This window comes from Dictyobacter formicarum, assembly GCF_016587435.1.
In genome coordinates, this window is record NZ_BNJJ01000008.1 from 341305 (window position 1) to 360410 (window position 19106).

Annotated in this window: 14 protein-coding genes; 7 read left to right on the forward strand and 7 right to left on the reverse strand. The window is 50.7% G+C overall.

Annotated features, from left to right (window positions below; genetic code table 11):
- Window positions 1–25: 25 nt before the first annotated feature.
- From JMI88_RS16315 to JMI88_RS16345, 6 genes are all read right to left on the reverse strand, one after another.
- Window positions 26–2155: a spermidine synthase gene (locus JMI88_RS16315; protein ID WP_201362991.1), complete on the reverse strand. Its 2130-nt coding sequence runs from the start codon at window positions 2153–2155 to the stop codon at window positions 26–28.
- A gap of 509 nt (window positions 2156–2664) precedes the next feature.
- On the reverse strand, window positions 2665–3423 hold the full coding sequence (locus JMI88_RS16320; protein WP_201362992.1) for a DeoR/GlpR family DNA-binding transcription regulator: 759 nt from the start codon (window positions 3421–3423) through the stop codon (window positions 2665–2667).
- 234 nt (window positions 3424–3657) lie between these two features.
- Window positions 3658–6522 (reverse strand): FxSxx-COOH system tetratricopeptide repeat protein, encoded by a 2865-nt coding sequence (gene fxsT / locus JMI88_RS16325; protein WP_201362993.1) that lies wholly within the window; start codon window positions 6520–6522, stop codon window positions 3658–3660.
- A gap of 107 nt (window positions 6523–6629) precedes the next feature.
- A complete protein-coding gene (ggt, locus tag JMI88_RS16330) occupies window positions 6630–8252 on the reverse strand; it encodes a gamma-glutamyltransferase (protein ID WP_201362994.1) in 1623 nt (540 codons plus the stop codon).
- Between the two features lie 289 nt (window positions 8253–8541).
- Entirely contained in the window at window positions 8542–10146 is a 1605-nt protein-coding gene (locus JMI88_RS16335) for an ATP-binding cassette domain-containing protein (protein ID WP_236022931.1), read from the reverse strand.
- A 215-nt stretch (window positions 10147–10361) separates the two neighbouring features.
- A complete protein-coding gene (locus JMI88_RS16345) occupies window positions 10362–12143 on the reverse strand; it encodes an ABC transporter ATP-binding protein (protein ID WP_201362997.1) in 1782 nt (593 codons plus the stop codon).
- 392 nt (window positions 12144–12535) lie between these two features.
- Here JMI88_RS16345 and JMI88_RS16350 point away from each other — a divergent pair, with 392 nt between their 5' ends.
- The 3 genes from JMI88_RS16350 to JMI88_RS16360 all read left to right on the forward strand — a co-directional run bounded on the left by JMI88_RS16350 (window position 12536) and on the right by JMI88_RS16360 (window position 15530).
- A complete protein-coding gene (locus JMI88_RS16350) occupies window positions 12536–13678 on the forward strand; it encodes an aspartyl protease family protein (protein WP_201362998.1) in 1143 nt (380 codons plus the stop codon).
- A 224-nt stretch (window positions 13679–13902) separates the two neighbouring features.
- The gene (locus tag JMI88_RS16355) at window positions 13903–14796 is read left to right on the forward strand and encodes an RDD family protein (protein WP_201362999.1); all 894 of its coding nucleotides are present in this window, start codon (window positions 13903–13905) and stop codon (window positions 14794–14796) included.
- 140 nt (window positions 14797–14936) lie between these two features.
- The gene (locus tag JMI88_RS16360) at window positions 14937–15530 is read left to right on the forward strand and encodes a DoxX family protein (RefSeq protein WP_201363000.1); all 594 of its coding nucleotides are present in this window, start codon (window positions 14937–14939) and stop codon (window positions 15528–15530) included.
- 104 nt (window positions 15531–15634) lie between these two features.
- On the opposite strand, the gene JMI88_RS16365 is transcribed toward JMI88_RS16360, so the two are convergent.
- Window positions 15635–16297 (reverse strand): LysE family translocator, encoded by a 663-nt coding sequence (locus JMI88_RS16365; protein WP_201363001.1) that lies wholly within the window; start codon window positions 16295–16297, stop codon window positions 15635–15637.
- Window positions 16298–16679: 382 nt separating this feature from the next.
- Between JMI88_RS16365 and JMI88_RS16370 the strand changes: the two genes are divergently transcribed.
- The 4 genes from JMI88_RS16370 to JMI88_RS16385 all read left to right on the forward strand — a co-directional run bounded on the left by JMI88_RS16370 (window position 16680) and on the right by JMI88_RS16385 (window position 18892).
- Complete coding sequence (locus JMI88_RS16370; protein ID WP_201363002.1) at window positions 16680–16871, forward strand: hypothetical protein; 192 nt, start codon at window positions 16680–16682, stop codon at window positions 16869–16871.
- Window positions 16872–17037: 166 nt separating this feature from the next.
- Complete coding sequence (locus JMI88_RS16375) at window positions 17038–17583, forward strand: TetR/AcrR family transcriptional regulator (RefSeq protein ID WP_201363003.1); 546 nt, start codon at window positions 17038–17040, stop codon at window positions 17581–17583.
- Between the two features lie 180 nt (window positions 17584–17763).
- The gene (locus JMI88_RS16380) at window positions 17764–18315 is read left to right on the forward strand and encodes a hypothetical protein (protein ID WP_201363004.1); all 552 of its coding nucleotides are present in this window, start codon (window positions 17764–17766) and stop codon (window positions 18313–18315) included.
- Window positions 18316–18442: 127 nt separating this feature from the next.
- On the forward strand, window positions 18443–18892 hold the full coding sequence (locus tag JMI88_RS16385; protein WP_201363005.1) for a hypothetical protein: 450 nt from the start codon (window positions 18443–18445) through the stop codon (window positions 18890–18892).
- The last annotated feature ends 214 nt before the right edge of the window (window positions 18893–19106 follow it).

A 19106-nucleotide genomic window follows, 5' to 3' on the forward strand; every position in this document is an offset into this window, starting at 1 on the left:
CCTGACCAGCTTGCGTTGCGTTAGATCACGCAAGCTGGCTATCTATCTTTTCACAACTGTTTTCCCTCTTTCTCCGCTGCCAGAGCAGCAGGGCGCAGGCATAGAAGATGATGACCGGGACGAGCAGCATGCGATAGCCGAACAGCATGCTGAAGTATTCCAGGCCACCGCCGATCATGATGCCCAGCAGATTGGAAGCGAAGGCGATATCGGCGGTCTCACTGTCGCGGAACGAGTTGGCGAAGATGATGTTTGCCAGGAAGACGGGCGTGAAGGCCAGGACACTTGCTAGCAGGTAGCGCAAGAGCGGGTTGCTGAGCAGTAGCGCCTCCGGCGGCAAGAGCAGGTTAAGGACAAGGATACCGAAGAGCAATACATAAAACACCGGGATACGCGGGATTTTAAAGCGATGGTTGACCAGCACGGCCAGCAACACGCTGCTGAGAATGGCGAAGAAGACCAGCGAGTTGACTAGCCAGGTGCTGCCGAAGAGCAGCGAGAAGGTGGTCAAACTTTTGACTTCCAGCAGCATGAAGGCAACGCCCAGGAAGAACATGTGCCAGTCGAAGCGGCGCAGCACATGCCTGGGTGCCAGGGTTAGTGTTCCGACGAGGGTAAAGAAGAGTACCATCGCCAGGCCTTCGATATAGAGCCAGGGGAAGCTTCTGCCTTGCAGGTAGAGGAACGGCCAATCATCCGTGGCTGGTGTGCTCATCGACAGAGGATAGTAGCCTTCGCCGAGGACACGCAGCTGCGCGTTATTCGTGTGAGAAAGATTGTGATAATGACCGATCTTTTCGGGTGGCAGCATTGCCAGTCGTGGCCCTGCCATGATGACTGCCGCGCGTCCCCAGCCACCATAGGTCGAGACGAAGGGCTCCTGATTGAATGTGTGTCCTACCATGTCAACCAGCTTCTGGATCAGCCACTGGTCACGGTAGTAGTTATACATCACCAGCACGCCATTACTGCTCAAGCGGGAGCGTGCTGCCGCGATTGCGTCCTGCGTCAACAGGAAGCTTTCCAGGCGTAAGCTTGTGTTGCTGGACGTAAGTGTGAGTGAATCGGGCAGGGCGAAGATAATCAGGTCGTAATGCTCGGTCGTGTTTTGCAGGAAGGTTCGACCATCATTCACGACTGTCTTCACTCGTGGGTTGCTGTAGGGATGGTCAGGGTTGAAGCGCACTCCAAGCTGCAGGATGGTCGGATCGATTTCTACTGCCGTAATGGATTGGACACCATGAGCCAGGGCGGTAGAAACATCAGAGCCACTGCCAGCGCCCAGGATCAGTGCATGGCGGAACGATTTCCCTGGGAAGATCTGGTACACACGTCGGTAGAATGGCTCTTTTTGCTGCCAGGGAATCATCTCCTGGTGGCCCTGGGCATTGTTTACGTCAACTATGTAGCCGCGTGGTTTAACAGGATGGAGCAAGATTTTGTAGTACGGCGACCAGTACGCCCCGGTCTGTAAGTGCCAGGCGACGCCCAGGCTCATCAGCATGAGTACTGCCGTTGGAAGCACTGTCTTACGGCTGCAGAGCAGCAGGAGCGGAACCATCAAGATGGCGAACCAGATGATGGGTGGCAGGGCAAAGTACGACATGGCAGAGAAGAGGGCGATACCAACCAGACTGCCAATGATATCAAAGGTGTATGCGGTGAGTGGCCTGACCAGGCTGATAAGTTGACCAAACATACGGCCTAGTGGGATGAAACAGATGGTAACTAACCCAAAAATGATGGGCAGAACGATGAAATTTTCCGCCGACACACTTTGCGCCTCACCCGCGCCGTAATAGAGCACCTGAGCTGAATTGACGTGCAAGTCGAAGCGATTCTTCGCGACGATAAGAGTCAGGATTAGTAGGAGGAGCGGGAAAGGAGGAAACCAGAACCGCTCGCGGCGCGCAGTCAGGATACCGAGGCCCATGCCCAGAAACGAGGCGAACAGAATGAAGTTGTTGAAGTAGCTGAGGTAACGAATGTGAGATGGAATCCAGCGGATGCAGAGCAGTTCGAAGAAGAGCATCGCGAAAGAGATCAGGAAAATACGCGCACGAGGATCGGTGATGAACAGGCGCCTGGTCTTATCCGTAAGCAGCCCTGACCAGAATATGCTACGGGGGGACGAAATCTCAACAGATTGACCCATCAAAGCCTCCTTTGATCCCAAAAAAAGACGCAACCAGAGAGGGTTTGGTCACCGGATGCAAACATCACTTCTCTATATCCCTATCGTCTTCTCTCAAGAAACGCATACAGATTGGTATACCCGTACAATTTCGGCAGCCTATGCGATGCGATGTATAAGCAGGAAGTGAACAATAGAGTGTGTCCTTTGACATATGAAAGGCAGACGATAACAGGCCCGACGAACGAATTGTATAGGTTCGGGCCTTGCGCCCGATTTATCTCTCAACGCACGAAAACGTTTCCGGAATAGGTTCGGGCCTTGCGCCCGATTTATCTCTCAACGCACGAAAACGTTTCCGGAATAGGTTCGGGCCTTGCGCCCGATTTATTTCTCGACGTACGAAAACGTTTCCGGAATAGGTTCGGGCCTTGCGCCCGATTTATTTCTCGACGTACGAAAACGTTTCCTCGACAAAGAGATGCCCAGGGGAAGCACCTACCGTTTAATTGTGTTTATGCTTCATTTGCTCAGGAGTCGGCTCTGATGATTTGGATGCCCAGTTGCTTGTATGAGGCAAGGCTTTCTTCGTTGGTGGAGGTATCAGTGACGAGGTAGGTCAGGGATGTGATGGGACCGACGATGTAGGGGGCGGCCGTGCCCAGCTTGCTGGCTTCGCTGACGGCTACGACTTCAGCTGCCTGCTCAATCATGGTGCGTTTGGTATAGATCTCTTCCATATCTGGCATGCTAATGCCGATTTCGGGGTGCAGACTGCAGATGCCGAGAAAGCACAGGTCGGCACGAATCTGTTTGAGGGCTTCAATAACCGGGACGCCGATCATGGCCTGGGCGTCTTTTTTCAGCTTGCCGCCCAGCACCTGGACCTCGATATTTGGATGCCGGGCCAGGGTGGCGGCGACCGGGATGCTGTTGGTGATCACGGTGGCTTGCCGGTTTAAGGGGATCTGGTTAGCGATTTCGTGGACGGTGGTGCCGCTATCCATGATGATTACCTGCCCATCGTGAATCAGGTTGGCGGCTGCCCGGGCAATTGTAATTTTTGCGCTATTTATATCTTGCAGGCGTTCTTCATATGAAGAAGAGCGCGCACGCGGTAGCGCGCCACCATGCACGCGCTGCAGGATGCCAGCCTCCGCCAACTCATTTAGATCGCGGCGAATCGTGTCTTCTGATACCTTTAACTGTATGACTAGATCCGTGCCCAGAATCTTCCCTTCGCGCTGTAATCGGTCTGTTATATAACGTTGGCGCTCTTCTTTTAGCATTTCTTCCTCTCCATACCGCAGAAGCCCGCAAGACTATTCCTGTTTATGCATTGTTATGCGGATAATCCAGGTTCCCTTTGCAATTTTATGCGCGTTTAGCGCTGCCGTCAAGCTATGCTGGTTTCAATGAAACTATTGGGTTAACAGAATCTATGCGAGATCGACGTGTGATACCATGCATGGATGCTTTTCTTATCGCCTTATACAGTACTGCCAGTCTGCCAGTCCCCAGGCTTATTTTGGCTGCCCGGAAAGTGATGCCTTGAGATTTTGATAACTTTCTGTGATGAGGACGGTAAAAGGATGGGTGGCGCTCAGGTGCGCGCAGATCTCAAAGGCACGCTGAAAATATTGTTCTGCTTCCTGGTAGCGGCCCATGTCATGATAAAGCAGAGCCAAGTAGCTCAGGTTCATGGCGACATTTGGATGGTTGGGTCCCAGGACCTGTTCGTCGATGGTCAGTGCCCTGCGATATAGCTGTTCAGCTTGCTGAAACTTCTTCTGGTCGCGATACAACTGAGCCACGCTCGTCAGTCTTCTGGCTGTGATGGGATGGTTGGGTCCAAGTACCTGTTCACAGGTGGAGAGGGCGCGCTGAAACAAGGGTTCGGCTAACTCATCTTTGCCTTGCTGATGATAGAGCCTGGCGAGATTGTTGAGGCAGAGCATGGTATCAGGATGATCGTGGCTGGTAGCTTCTCGAATTGCCAGTGCCCGTATGGCTAGCTGCTCGGCTCGCTCGTACTGAGCCTGGTCGCTATAGAGTTCCGCCAGGTAATTCAGATTAATGGCAATCAAGGGATTATTTGGCTCCAGTTTTTTTTCAAGGATGGCCAGGGCTCGTAAATAGAGCTCTTCAGCCTGCGCGTAGCTTTTCTGGTTATGATAGATGCGGGCCAGATAATTCAAGCTCTGGGCGGTATCGGGATCATCGGGACCCAGCATCTGTTCGCGGATAGTTAACGCTCTTTGTGCACACGAGGTTGCTAATGTGTACTCACCCTGGTAGCGATAGAGCCTGGACAAATGATTGAGAGTGTTGGCGTTTCCTGTATGATCAGGACCAAATGTTTGTTGATTGATGCTTAGCGCTCGCTGGTACAGCGGCTCGGCCTGCTTATATTTTCCTTGATCACTATACAGGCGAGCCAGATTGAGCAGGCTGGCGGTAATGTTGTGCATATTGTGCTGTATTGTCATCTCGCTGATTTCCAGCGCACTCTGATAGAGTGGCTCGGCCTGTGCATATTTGGCCTGTTTATGGTAAAGTCTGGCCAGGTTGTTGATGCTGCTAACCGTGCTGCGATGACGAGGGCCCAGTATATGTTTTCTAAGTGTCAGGGCTTTTTGTAGATAGGTTTCAGCTTCAGCATAGGTGGCCTGCTCGGCTAGAAATCGGCCTGTCCAATTGAGTAGGGTTGCTGCTCCCGAAAACTCCATTTGCCAGCGATCAATCAAGCGTATACAGTTTTTCGCATGCGGCAATAACTCAAAGCAGCGTGGCCAGTTACCATAATTGATGCGAGGGATAATACGATTGAATGCTCGAATAGTGCGTTCGGCCCATACGCGTTGTATTTCTGCTTCCATCTCCATCAGGAGCACGGCTTGTACCAGGCGGTGGATGGTCAGGGTCTGATTGGGATTACGCTGAATGAGGGAATAATTGCGCAACTCGGCCAGCGCGTCATTGAGCGCGATAGGATCCTGTCCAAGCTGCTCTAAATCTGGTCCCAGTTGCCTGGCCCCTTTGCTGAAGATAGCCAGTGGAATAGCATCAGGATCTAAAAACGCACATAAGCGGAGGATTTCCAATGCCTTTGGATTTGTGCGTTGGACTTTATCGATCGAAAGTGACCAGGTCGTCGTTACGGGATCTGGATGATCGAGCACATTTTTGCCACGGCGTTTGAGTAATTCGCTGAGCCGCGTTTGATAAAGAGTGAGGTAATCTTGCAATGTGCAGCTGGTTTCTTCGATATATGCGCCGGCCTGATCGAGCGCCAGTGGCAAGCCACCGGTTCTCTGGACAATTTTAAGCGCCAGTTTGCGTTGCGCAGGTGCCGCGTCTTCCAGTGTTTTATCTAAATCAAGCAGGGTGGCGCGTCGTAGTAAAAATAAAGTTCCCTCCTTGCCCGCCATTTGTTCGATTTCTACGCGATGGGCTGCCTTGCCTGTAATTTGTGTGCGCGTGGTCAGGAGAATGTGCCCCTGGGGCGTGGCCGGGAGTATATCACGTACTATTGAAAGATCATCAGCGTTATCCAGCACAAGGAGCCAGCCTTCGTGTGTTTGTAGCCAGCGTTTGACCGCTTGCAATAGTAGTGGTTGATTTTGTTCCTGGCGCTCAGGCAGTTTCAGATATTGGGCAATCTCATCGACACTCGACAGCAAGGCCTCACGTGAATCTGCCTGAGCCCATAAAATAGTAGTATATTCGCTTTGGTAGCGGTAGGCATACTCAATGGCGATCTGTGTTTTGCCGATGCCGCCCAGTCCGCTAATAGCCTGCGTTGTCATGGTCTGGAATGAGGCATGGAGGCGATCCAATACCTCATCGCGACCGGTGAAAAAGAGATTGCGTTCATAGGGCAGGTTATGTAAAAGAAGCTGTCTGCCTGGCGATTGCGGACGCTGTTTATATAATTCATCAATGATTGTGCGTAGCTCGGAGACGACATCCAGAAATGCTTCGTCGTGCTGTTTCCAACTGGTAATAGGCAGGCCGTTGCTCGGCAGGCATTTCAGGTTCTCGAATGCGCTGCCCTGCCAATCACAGGGACGCAGAATAACGGGGATGACGCGCGCCTCATGGTTCTGGTGGCGTTCAATTGCCCGCGCCATCTCGACGCTTGAACAATACTCCGAAGCCAGAAAATCAGCGCTGATCAGCAAAAAAATAATGTCGGCCGTTTCTAAATGCAGCGCGACGGCTTTTTCCCATTCATCCCCGGCACGTATGGCATGATCCTGCCAGCTCGTGATCAGTCCCTGCCGCTTCAAACTGCTGAGGTGTTTCTCCAGTTCTTTAAGCAGCACTTTATCTCTATGGACATAAGAAATAAAGACTTTCAGGGGCCGTGAAGAGCTGGCAGCCATAATGCTATCTCCTTATTTAGGTGTCGTTTGTTAAAGTGCAGTATACCGTTTTTGCTCCTCCAGTGCAAAAAGAGGAAATAAAAAGTACTTTACCCACAATTGTTGATTTACCATCCGGCTGCAATGCCTTCAGCGCGCGGATCTGAGCCGCCTTGCATAACTCCGGTTTCGGGATCAAATACGATGCCCTGGGCATAACCCATGGTGGGAAGCCATGCATCACCTACCTGTATGGTGTGCCCCATCTGGCGTAGTATTTCCAGTGTAGTGGTCGGGAAACGATTTTCTACCAGCAGCGTCTCTTCGATTCCTCCATATTGTGCGCCATGTATCCAGCGTGGCATCTCGATGGCTTGTTGGATATTTAAGCCGAAGCGTGCGCTGGCTGTGTAAACCTGCAGGTGAGTCTGCGCCTGTCCATCGCCTCCCATGGTGCCAAAAACCATCGCTGGTTTGCCATCTTTGAGGGCCAATGAAGGAATCAAGGTATGTAAGGTGCGTTTGTGGGGCGCCAGTGCATTGGCGGCTTGTGGATCAAGCGAGAAGTATGCGCCACGATTTTGCAGGACAATGCCCAATCCATCGACTACCAGGCTGCTGCCAAAGCCCATATAATTGCTCTGGATCAGCGAGACTATGTTACCATCTCGGTCAGCCGCGCAGAGGTAGATAGTGTCTCCTGTAAAGCTGCCGGGCGATGCAAAGTTTTGTGCGTGCTGCAGATCGATCAGTGAGCGGCGCTGATCGAGATAGGCCGGGCTAACCAGTTGTGCCGGATCAACGCGCATGTGCGTGGGATCGGTCAGGTAAGCGGCCCTGTCGGTAAAGGCGATTTTCTTTGCCTCGACAGCTGGATGAACGGTTTGGGGAGCTAGCGGATCACTGCCCAGAGGGAGTTGATCCAGCATGCCGAGCATCTGGAGGGCGGTTACACCCTGGGTATTGGGTGGCATTTCATATATATGTAGGCCCGCAAATGGCACACTGAGTGGTGTCACCCATTCTGCTTGATGGGCGGCTAGATCTTCACGTGTAATCAGGCCCCCTTCGCGCGCAAAGAAGTCAGCAATTTCAGCGGCAATCGCTCCGTTATAAAAACTGGCTGGCCCTTCTTGCGCGATGGTTTTGAGCGTCTGCGCGAGCGTCGGAAAGCGTATGATGCTTCCAATTGGCGGAACGTTACCGTCGGGTAGGAAATGCCGATGCCATGAGGCATGGACTTCGGCCCGTGTACTCATGGTGGTCAAGGCATTGTGTAGTCCTGGTCCAATGGCAAAGCCCTCCTCCGCATAGGCAATTGCAGGCTGTAGGGACGCGGCTAAGCCGAGCCGACCGAAGCGCTGCGAGGCGGCATCCCAGCCACTTACACAGCCTGGCACGGTAATCGTGTGGACGCCGAAGGTTGGCATCGTTTGATAGCCCAATTCCTGATAGCGTTCGATGCTGGCTGCTTTAGCTGAACGGCCGCTCCCGTTTAGGCCATACACATTGCCGCTGGCGGCTTCATATATCATCATAAATGTATCGCCGCCCAGACCACACACAAAGGGATAGACAACCTGCAGCATGGCGTTGGCCGCAATGGCTGCATCTATTGCATTGCCTCCTGACTTCAACATATCCAGACCCGCTTCGGCGGCCAAATAATGTGGTGCGGCAACCACTCCACGTCGAGCGAGCGTAACTGGGCGATGTTGGGGAAATGATCGTATGGTTGCTGAATTGGTCATCAGGATCCTCCTTTTTCCGCTATCCATGGCGTAACTGGTAGCTATAGGATAGGAGTAAATAAATATAGCATTGTTTGGAATTGCTTGATAAGAGTATAACATTGTTTTGTATAGCACATATAGTCTTTGTTTTTATTTGTAGCTTTTTTACTTCAACATTATTATTGATAAAATATATGGCGATCCCGCTCACCTGCATTCAAGTTACCGTCAGCGAAAGCAAGGTGAGAGACAAATTGGACCTTGCGCCCGATTTGTCTCTCGACGCACGAAACATTGCCGTTCCCGATCAAATGGGGTTTTCGAGGCCAGGAGTCATGGAAGAAAACTGCTTGTAGGCACCATGCCAGATGTATCTGAACTCTTCGCTGGTGGAGAGGAGCTCTGGCAGTGTGCCCATGGCCTCAACTTGACCATTTTTAAGGACGATAATGTTGTTTGCTTGTTGTAGCACTGCTTTGCGATGCGAGATGACCAGGCAGGTGTTCTGGTGTTGTGCCAGCAAGCGCTGCCAGAGCAGCTGTTCGGTCTCGACATCAAGTGCGCTGGAGATGTCGTCAAAGACGAAGAGCTCGCTATCCCTTACCAGCATTCTGGCGGCTGCCACGCGTTGCGCCTGGCCTCCCGAGAGTTTCACGCCGCGCGTGCCGATGATACTCTGCAGTCCATGTTCCAGGTGAGCGATATCTGGCTCAAGTACGGCCAGGCGTAGTGCTTGCGGGATATCTACGTGCTCGGGCGGTATCCCTAGCAGGATGTTTTCTTCCAGTGTGTCGCTGAAGAGATGCGGCACCTGGGGCGTATAGGCGCTGTGTGGTGGCACGAAGAAGTTAGCGGGCTCGAGGACCCGTTGACCATTCCAGGTAATTTCACCCTCTTCTTTTGGGAGCAGTCCAAGCAGTGTTTGTACCAGTGTCGTTTTACCAGCCGCGATGCGTCCTGTAATTACCGTGAGTGTGCCACGCTGCACCTGAAAGCTGATATTGGCGATGCCGCGCCCGGTATCGGGATAGTGGTAGGTTAGATTGTTGACGGCGAGTACCGTCAGCCTATCCCTGTCTGCCTTAACTGGAACCTTCAACTCGGGTAAAGGTTGCTTGAGATAGAGGGGATCGTTGTTGAGCAGTATCTCTTCATCGGCTCCTTGCAGCAGCGATACCAGTCGTTGATGCGATACCCTGGCTTGAGTGTATTGTGTGAGCAGCGAAGCAGCGGAAACGATAAATGTCGTAATGGTTCCCAGATACGAAATGAAGATCGCGATATCACCAGGATTGAGGTGACGATAGAGGGCCGCTAGCACGAGGATGAGGCCGGTGCCGATGCCGACCGTGTTGCCAAAGACTGATTGCAAGGCGCTAAAAAAAACGGTGTCTTTCAGTATTTGACGCTGGCGTATGCGACTGAGCCGGCTAAAATAGTCGACTGCCGATGCCTCTGCCCCGGCCACCTGTATTGCTTGCACCGCACTAAAGATCTCGCCGATAGCCCCTGTCAGCAATCCTGTGGCTTCTCGGCTGGCGGCACGCAGTTGCTGTTGTCGTTGCCGCATGGCTTGAGCGATGGCTACCACACAAAAGAGTGGCAGGAAAACGCAGAGGGTAATCAGAACATCGATATGAAGTAAGATAATGGCCGCTGGTATCATAAAGAGAAGCAGGCCTACCATGTCGGCGATTTGTCCGAAGAGCCCATCGATGGCATCGGTGTCGTCCCGAAAGTAGTTGATGGCTTCTCCTGTGGACCCTGGAATTGCTCGCGCCTGGCTTTTGCAGGATATAGCGCAGCAGGTTCCTTTGTAACAATGCTGTGGTATTGAAGATGCAGGTAATGGTCGGCGCGAGCGCGGCAGCCTGAATGGAGGCTCTGAGTATCGCAGCCAGTGCGAGCACACCCAGGAGCAGCCAGGGAAGCATGCTGGCGCGGCTAGCGCTGTGGACCAGTGTATTTAACGCATTAAAAAAGGCTTGCAAGATCAATCCAAATGCCAGCCGTCCTATGACATAGAAACTGATGTTGCCGCATAAAGATCCGTAGTAGGACCAGGAGCGATAGCGGATCAGCCGTCCGATAAACTGATATGTTTTCATGCTGCTTATGCTTCCTTTTCTAGTGCGCTTCATTAGCGCTCTCTGGCTGGCTGGTTACTGCGCTGTCGATTTCCTGGGCTGTATGCAGTAAGCGAGAAAAGTGCGAATCTGGATCTTGTTCCAGTTCCATTCGTGGTCCCCACTCGCGTATGCGACCCTCTTCCAGTAGCAAGATGTCATCGACTCTTTGAATGGTTTTCAAGCGATGAGCGATCACCAGCGCGGTGCGCCCGTTCAACAGCTTATCAACGGCCCGTTCAATCTGGTGCTCGGTGGCTGGATCCAGTCTGGATGAAGCCTCATCCAGAACGACAATGCCTGGATTGGTCAGGAAGACACGCGCGAATGCGAGCAGTTGGGCCTCGCCCGCTGATAATCCTTCGCCGGCTGTCCCCAACATTGTATCCAGGCCATCCGGAAGGGTTGCCAGCCAGTTTGCGAGGTCAACTTCGAGCAGTGCTTTTTTGATCTTCTCATCTGAGATGGCGCTGTTGAAGAGGGTCAGATTGTCTCGAACGGTAGCATGAAAGAGTTGCACCTCTTGTGTCACCATGCCAATGTGCTGGCGCAGCGAACGCAGTTGTAGAGTTGGCAGTGGCTGATCGTTTAGACGTATCTCACCAACTTGAGGATCATAGAGGCGGAAGAGCAGGCGTGACAGCGTACTCTTGCCGCTGCCCGTGCGGCCAACGATGCCCAGTACGCGCCCGGCTGCGAGGTGAAAAGAGAGTTGCTGCAGCACCGGCTCATCTGCCACATAGCCAAAAGTGACAGTATCAAACGTAACGTCGAGTGCGCTACTGGCGTTTATTTCTTGTGTCCCATCAACCAGAGCTGATTGTGTTTCGCGCAACTCTTCTATACGCCTGATACAGGCCTCGGCCTGTTGTAGATCCTGTAGTTGTTGCTGAATCTGCTGGATGGGCTGTGAGAGCTGATCGGTATATGAAAAGATCAGGTAGACGGTTCCGATGCTAATCGTCCCTTGCATCCATAGAGCCGTACCAATGGAGAGAGAGAGGACGCTGCCCAGGACGAAGAGGAGCAGGCTGATAATGCCCATCATGGCTCCTGCCCTGGTTGATTTGCGAAAGATGGGCGACCACGCTCGCAGCAGGAGATAAAAGCGATGAAGCACGTAGCTGGCCGCTCCATTGGCTCGGATATCCTCGGTTCCGACCAGGCGCTCACTGAGGAAACCATACAGGGTTGTGATGGCCTGACGACCCTCTTTCCATAAAGGGACCGCGCGGCGGCGCAATTGCATGAGGATGAGCAGCGCCGCGCCAGAAAAAACTGCCATCGCGAGCCCTTCCCAGGTATTGATGGTAAAGAAAAGGATCAGGATGGCGAGCAACAGCAACAGGCTGGTGAGCAGGTTGAGGACAAATTGTGAAAAGAAATTGGTCAATGCATTGACGTCTCCATCAATGCGCTCGATCATCTCTCCGGCTGTCCGCGTTTTGTGATAGTCCAGGTCCAGCGCGAGGCAATGGGCGACCAGATCGGTGCGCAACTGGTTGGTGGCTGTCCATGCCACATTGGTGTTGAGGTAGGTGTTGGCGATGGAAATACCTTGTTTGGCCAGGGCTACACCTATGAATAAGAGACCCGCTCCAATCAATGAAGCGTTCGCGCCATGATAGACAGCGGTATCAATAAAGTAACGCAATATTTGTGGGTTAAGGAGCTGCAGGCCAATACTGATCAGTAGTGAAACGGCTAACAGCAAGACATTTTTCCATTGCGGCTTGAGGTAGGTGGTTAGTAACAGCAGGTCGCGTTTACGGAAGATGTGCATCGATTCCTCCAGGTGAAGGTGATATGCGACAACATTTAACAACACACATAAGGTGCCAGGCTATTGTACCTGCAGTTGATCCGCTAAAACATCGTCCAAATGAACGATGCGCAGGGGTTGACAATTGTATTATAATAATAATGACAGGAAGTAGGCTGTTTTTGCCCCTTTTATGGCTGGTTTTCTATTATTTGTAGAACGCTCTCCAACTATGTGACACCACTGCAACTTGTTTTCCGTGTATAGGATATCTGCGTTAACCTGGAAGCGCACCCGATAAAAATCATACACATGACTTGCGCATTTGTTGTTGTGCTATTAAATTACGTATTATGGCAATGTAAAGTGTTTATATCATGTTTCATGATGTATTTTCGTGCAAAGGAGCCATAATGACTGTACAGCAGCATGGATGTATCTCGCTTTACCTGTCACACGATCGGCCCTACGTTGAACTTGAGGTACGCACTGATCGTGGTTATGTACGTAAAGCACGGTTTCTGGTAGATACTGGTGGAGGGGCATTAATTCTTACAGAAGCCCTGGTGCGGGATTTAGAGCTCTCTTTTGAGGATGAGTCTGTATGTTGGCTTGGGAAGCATATCTTTCGCCATGTGCGCCCGCCGCGTCTGCTAGTCGGATCCTGTGAGCTTGGGCTGGCCCAGGTATCAGCTTTGATGGCGGTCGGAACATACTCGCTTTTTCCTGGAGAAGAGCTAGATGGCATCTTGCCTGGTTTCTTGCTGTCGCGTTATTGTGTGTTGCTGGATTACTCTATCGGTACCTTTTCTCTTTCTTCTGCCAGCGCCATGTCCACGCGCGGTGAGCCGGTACCTATTTCGCTCCATCCTCATAGCTGTTTACCGCGTGTCGAGGTAACGATTGCCGGTGAGCAGTATGGCTTATTGCTGGACACGGGAGCATCCTGTACCATGCTGTCTGATGCAGTGATAGGCAGATGGATCCAGCAGTTTCCTACCTGGCCACGGGCGTGTTGTGCGGTGGGAACCGCCAACATGGGAGTGCCGGGTGAAGAACACGCAACGATGATGCGTATTCCGCGCCTGACCGTGGGCTCGGTATTACTGAAGAATATTACCGTTGTTTCTCATCCAGGCAGTACGTTTGAAGGTACGTGCTCAGATTATATGACTGCTCCGATTGTTGGTGCCCTGGCTGGCAATGTGCTCAGACAGTTCAGGATCGAGATAGATTATGTGCATGCTATGTCTTATTGGGAATGGAACGATGATGCATATCCATACGATATGGATATGGTGGGTTTGACATTAGCGCTCAATGCTGATAGCTCCTATTATGTAGCCGCGATCTCGGATTGTAACTATGCCTGCGTGCGCCAATCAGTGCGCGTTGGAGATCGCCTGCTGCAGGTCAATGGTCTGAAGATGACAGGCCTCCCGTTGTCGATGGCAGTGGATGCTTTACGTGGTAGCCCGGGACAGCGCCACACACTCTTGCTCGAGCGAGATGGCGAGCTGCGCAGCGTCTCTGTGGCTACGGCACGTATCGTTTAATATGGCCTCTTCATGCATAAGCCTTTGCATTCTTAGCACTCAAAACAGATCTCTGGTAAAGGCTCGGGCGCGGATGAGCACGTCCGCGAAGGTGCGCTGCAATTCCCAATAACCATGGAATATCGCACTTCATCTAGAAAGCTTGCCTGTTATTTGTATAATGAGGAGAAAGCAATCTGATTTGCAGGCGTCTATTTATATTTTTCTCATAGAAGAGTGCGCTCATGCTAACTGACGGTGTAGTTGGAACAAAACCAGGGCTTTCCAGGACAAGGACACGTATATTTTTCGCGCGTATAGGCGCGGCTATCATTGATTTTATCGTTCTTTCATGTCTTCAAATCTGGATCAGTACTATATTTGGAGTTGTGAATCCTGCTTCAGGTGGCGACCAGTATTTGTTTGATGGTGATGGTCTTGGCTCAACCTTTGCCGGGGCCGCCATTATCCATCCTGTCTGGTTGTATCTCATAGCATTTGTGTATTTCTTTGTACAAGAAACACTGTTTGGCACCACCATAGGCAAATTGTTTCTAGGCTTGCACGTTACCGGTATGCATGGCGAGCGCTTAACGTGGCTAGCTTCTTTGCTGCGTAATCTGTTGCGCTTTATTGATATGCTGCCTTTACTGTATATTGTTGGTCTCTTTTCGAGCTGTATGTCTCCAACCTTTCAGCGCATTGGGGATCGCCTGGCGCATACCGTTGTGGTACCAATCAAAGCTACGCCAGCGGCTTCCTACCCGGGTCCAACGGTGTTGAAGCGGTATGCGATCCTCTGCATGATCGTCCTGGTCATGGCCGGTTTCTGCCTCAACTATATGTACTACTATCGACCTCCTCTGGTCATACAAGGCTGGGCTAATATCAATAACTCGTACCAGTTTAATGCTCAGAGCACAATCCCTCCTTGCGGAAAAGTGAGCACCATTTTTGACGATATCGTTGTCAATCGCCCCATTCACTTATTGCAAACCAAAACTCCCATATGGAATGGTGATGCAGTGACTTATCCTATAGTGTATGCGGATAAAGTTACCTGCACGGCGAATGTAACTTTGCACTGGAATGGATTCTTGGATGGATGGTCTGTTTCTAGTGTGCGTATCGACAGCTAAATATAGCAGTCCCTCTCTTTTTAGTGAGCAATTGATTTCGGCGCAGACGAAAGTAGATGTCTCTTCACCGGTTATTATAGCGTGCTTATCGTAGATTGCTTGCTGTTATTATAATCCTTCTTCAGGAGGTAGTGTCCACGATGAGATTTCTAGAAAAACCGGCTAAGCGAAAGAAAAGCCTTGTTAAATCTGACTTTCGTGGCAGTTTCGAGGACATTGAAGAACATAGCTACGATCTGGCGGCACTTATTTTGCGCCTTTTTGTAGGTGGATTGTTTGTTGGTCATGGTGCGCAAAAGCTGTTTGGATCCTTTGGGGGTTATGGACTGGAGGGAACCGCGGCCTGGTTAGAGTCTCTTGGTTTAAAGCCAGGTAATCCGTGGGCTTTTGGATCTGGCAGTAGCGAGTTTGGCGGCGGGATCCTCACTATGCTTGGTCTAGCACATCCTCTGGGCTCCATTGCTATCATTTCTTCCATGTGTATGGCCATAGCCAAGGGACATTGGGGCAAACCCATCTGGGCCACAGCGGGCGGAGCAGAGTTACCTGCAACAAATCTTGTGATTGCCCTGGCCCTGGCAATAGGCGGACCTGGACGGTGTTCAATGGATAACGCGCTAGATATTGAAGTGCCTGAATGGTTGACCGCTCTGACTATAGTATCCGCAGCTGGAATGACCATCTATGGGATTAGTCGCAAACCGGAACCAACTCCACCAGGCGCACATACATGAGCTTTTGCTCTCTGTGAGCTCAAACCATACGCCAGTCAGTGGTGCAAACCGTGCGCGGTGCACCACTGAAGAAAATATGTGCGGCCACGCATGCGGACCCTTTCTTAGCGGGCTGGTTTAATCGAGTGCCAGATCTGCTGTTCAAACCATTCATACGCGGTGGTCCAGAGGATACGGAATCCAAAATAGCCGAGTGCCAGGCCGCAGAGCGCACTGATCCAGCGAAACATTACCGGGCGAATCCAGCGACGACCCCAACGAATGCCAGCGCTAATTCCGATGCACCAGAGTGCTGCTCCTATAAAGAAGCCCAGGAAGAACACAATAAATTGTATCCCTACAATACCAGAGGCGACGACGCTGCTCCCCATTCCTGACCAGAAAGCCAGTCCAACTGGATTGGCCAGTCCAAAGACTATTCCCGTTGTGAAGTGGCCTTTCTTCGCGTCCTGTGAGGGCGAGGAAGTGGTCTTTCGTCGTGACAGTGCTTCATAGAGGGCTAGCCAGGCCATCCGCAACAGGAAGCAGCCGCCTGCGATACCGAGTACGAGCTGAAGAGCCAGGTAGTGAGCAAAGAAGGTTACTCCAGTCAATGCTAGCAAAGCCCAGAGTGAATCACCAATTAATGAACCTGTTTCAACTAACAGTGTTGTGTGAGCTCCATGAGCGATACCGCGCCGAATAGCTTCCGTATTGACCGCCCCGGGTGCTGCTGCATACGCAATACCTAACCCGATCGCGGTGGTAATAGTACCCCAATCTGTCATAATGTTTCCTTTATTGACTGATTCTAAAGAAATAGAGAGGAATGCCTATATCTTCTTTGTAAAGATACATAAAATTGTTGCCATATGCAACCCGACTATAATTACCTGCTCTACTGCTGAAAAATATATTTTTATGATATGTCAGGCCCAAGATGTAACAAGAATTTACTCAAGTTCTTAGTGATGGGAGAAATTCGATACCAAAGGCTATGTTGAATCGTCACAATAAATGGGCAATTGACTGCTGCTCAACTTATTGTGAGTGTGGGCTGTATCGCCAATAGCTCTTTGAGCTATGCCATGCGTGAGTGCATCTTCCGCTGTTCCTGGGACTAAATGTATGTTTTGTAGTGTGATGTTTAGCACACAGGAGGTCAAAGGAATGAAGCAGCAATTTTCAGGTTTCTGGCATTTGTGTAAGGATACCATTGTCATTCCTATCGCGAAATCGGCCTTGTACTATTTTTGTTTTTTTCTCTTTATGGGTTTCGCTGTTTTCGTCTTTTTGCTGATCTGGGGATCTGCCGTTACAGGATTAGTGTCGGCTCTTTCACATATTCATTCAGTTCCGTGATAGTGGCGCGAGCATTTTCAAAAACGCGCTGACGTACTTTAATTCCACCTGGTGTGATTATTTATGCTGCCTCAACGTGTATACTTTTGTATATACGTTATTTTTTTCTTGATAGAACATGTGGGTTTGAATTGGGACACACTGGTTCCAAGGGAGATGCATATCTATGGCCATGGATCGAGAGACTATCCAGGATGTGGCGATAAAGACGCTCATTGCCAATAATGCAGCTTCGATGCATGATATCGCTGCCGCCGCGGGCATTGGGCGTACAACGCTGCATCGCTATTTTGCGAGCAGGGAAGAGTTGTTGCGTGCTCTCATCGCTAGCGCTTTTGATGATATTGAACAGGTTATGACGGCCAGCCAGATAGGACAGGTCCCGGCCTCACAAGCGCTGGAAAATATGGTGTTGGCTCTGGTCCCGATTGGACATCGTTTCCACTTTTTAATGGGTGCCTGGCCCTTTGATGAAAGTGACGAAGAATTTAAAGTCAGGGAGTTACGTCTGCTGGAGCAGTTTGAATTACTCGTGCAGCGTGGACAGCGCGAAGGCACGTTTCGTTCTGACCTGCCTACTCGCTGGATTATTGATACGATCACCGCGTTGCTATTTATGGCCTGGGAAAGTATTTCCGAGGGCTATACGGCGTCATGTGATGCTTCCAGGCTCGTCCTGACAACGTTGCGCGCAGGTATTGGCACTAAATAGGTTCGGGCCTTGCGCCCGATTTTTTTCTCGACGCCTGAAAATCCCCCTCCCCATAGATTCGGGCCTTGCGCCCGATTTTTTCTCGACCCACGAAAACCGACAATTTATAGCGGAACAGACACAACATGTGGTACATTAAGAGTAATATCCAGGGTTAAATATGTCGAAGAAAGCGAAAATATGCAGCGGCAAGAAATTGAGAAATATTTGCAGGAATTGGGAGATGAATTGGAGCGGCGCGGCTTTCATTCTCCAGTGCGCGTGATGATTGTGGGCGGGGTCGCAATGTTATTGCTGGCTGCGAACCGCGAATCTACCGAGGATGTGGATGTGGTGTTGATGGATATCGAAGGTGATAGCTCGACCAATCCTACGCCTGAAACGAAAGCTTTTAAGTCCGCCGTTAATGTTGTGGCTAAAAAGCATCAAATGAAGCGGACCTGGATCAATGATGATGTGGCCTACTTTATTCGTGATATGGCTCCTAATCCGGGGGCTACACTATGGCATGAGTATAAAAAACTACATGTGTATTTACCATCGAAAGAATATATTCTGGCTCTGAAATTGATGGTCTATCGTCCAAAAGATATGCCTGATATTGAAGCATTGCTCAAGCAACTGCAGATAACGACGCGTGGGCAGGCACAGGATATTGTGGACCGCTTTATACCCGATACCGCCTGGCAGGACCACTATCAGTTTAAGGATACGCTGGACGAACTTTTTTAAACGTATAGGGACTCTTGTATCCTGAATGTAGGATGCTTGATTGTATTGTTTACCGCATGTTCCCAGTGCAAATTTTTTGCTTCGCATGTTACAATACCTATAGGTGATAACAGAAACAAGGTGGCCAATGAAGACATGTACTGAATTGCAGACAATCTCAGTTTCTTATCGAGAGATTTGTGCGGGGGCCGAGCCATGGCTTCCCCTGGGTAATTTTATGAATGATTTTTTCGGAAATTATCCAGATCAAAGACAGGAATTATTGCAAGATCCCATTCAAGAGCCCGCGGAGCCAACTGAAGATGAGCATCGTTGGGCTGTCTTTTGTGCTGCCTCTGTCGAGTATCTGTGCCAGAAATATGATCTTCCCGTACCCGCATGGGTGACTGAACTGGCTTATGCTCCATTGCCTGAGCCCTGGTACCATTCAAAAATGGCTTTTAAACCGGCCGTCCAGGACCGCCTACGGCGTGAGACACCGGTTGCTTTTACCAAATATAACATTTATTGTGGCGGTAGAGTGTTTGCCAATAAATATGAGTTGGCCGCCGAGCTACGCCAGCGCCAATCTGCGTAATTTTCATCATAGCCTGGCTGGTGCCCGGTTGGACTACTTTTAAAGCGCTCTTTTACCATGACAACAGGATACAAAGCTGCAATGGCTTGCCCGTATCCTGTTTTTTGTTGCTCATCGTTCCTGGGGATAGGTATTCTGGTGTTTTTTGTGCCTGTTGGATTGAAAAGAGGCTATTTAGCATTATAATTGTTGTTAGATGTGTTTATGCCAGTCA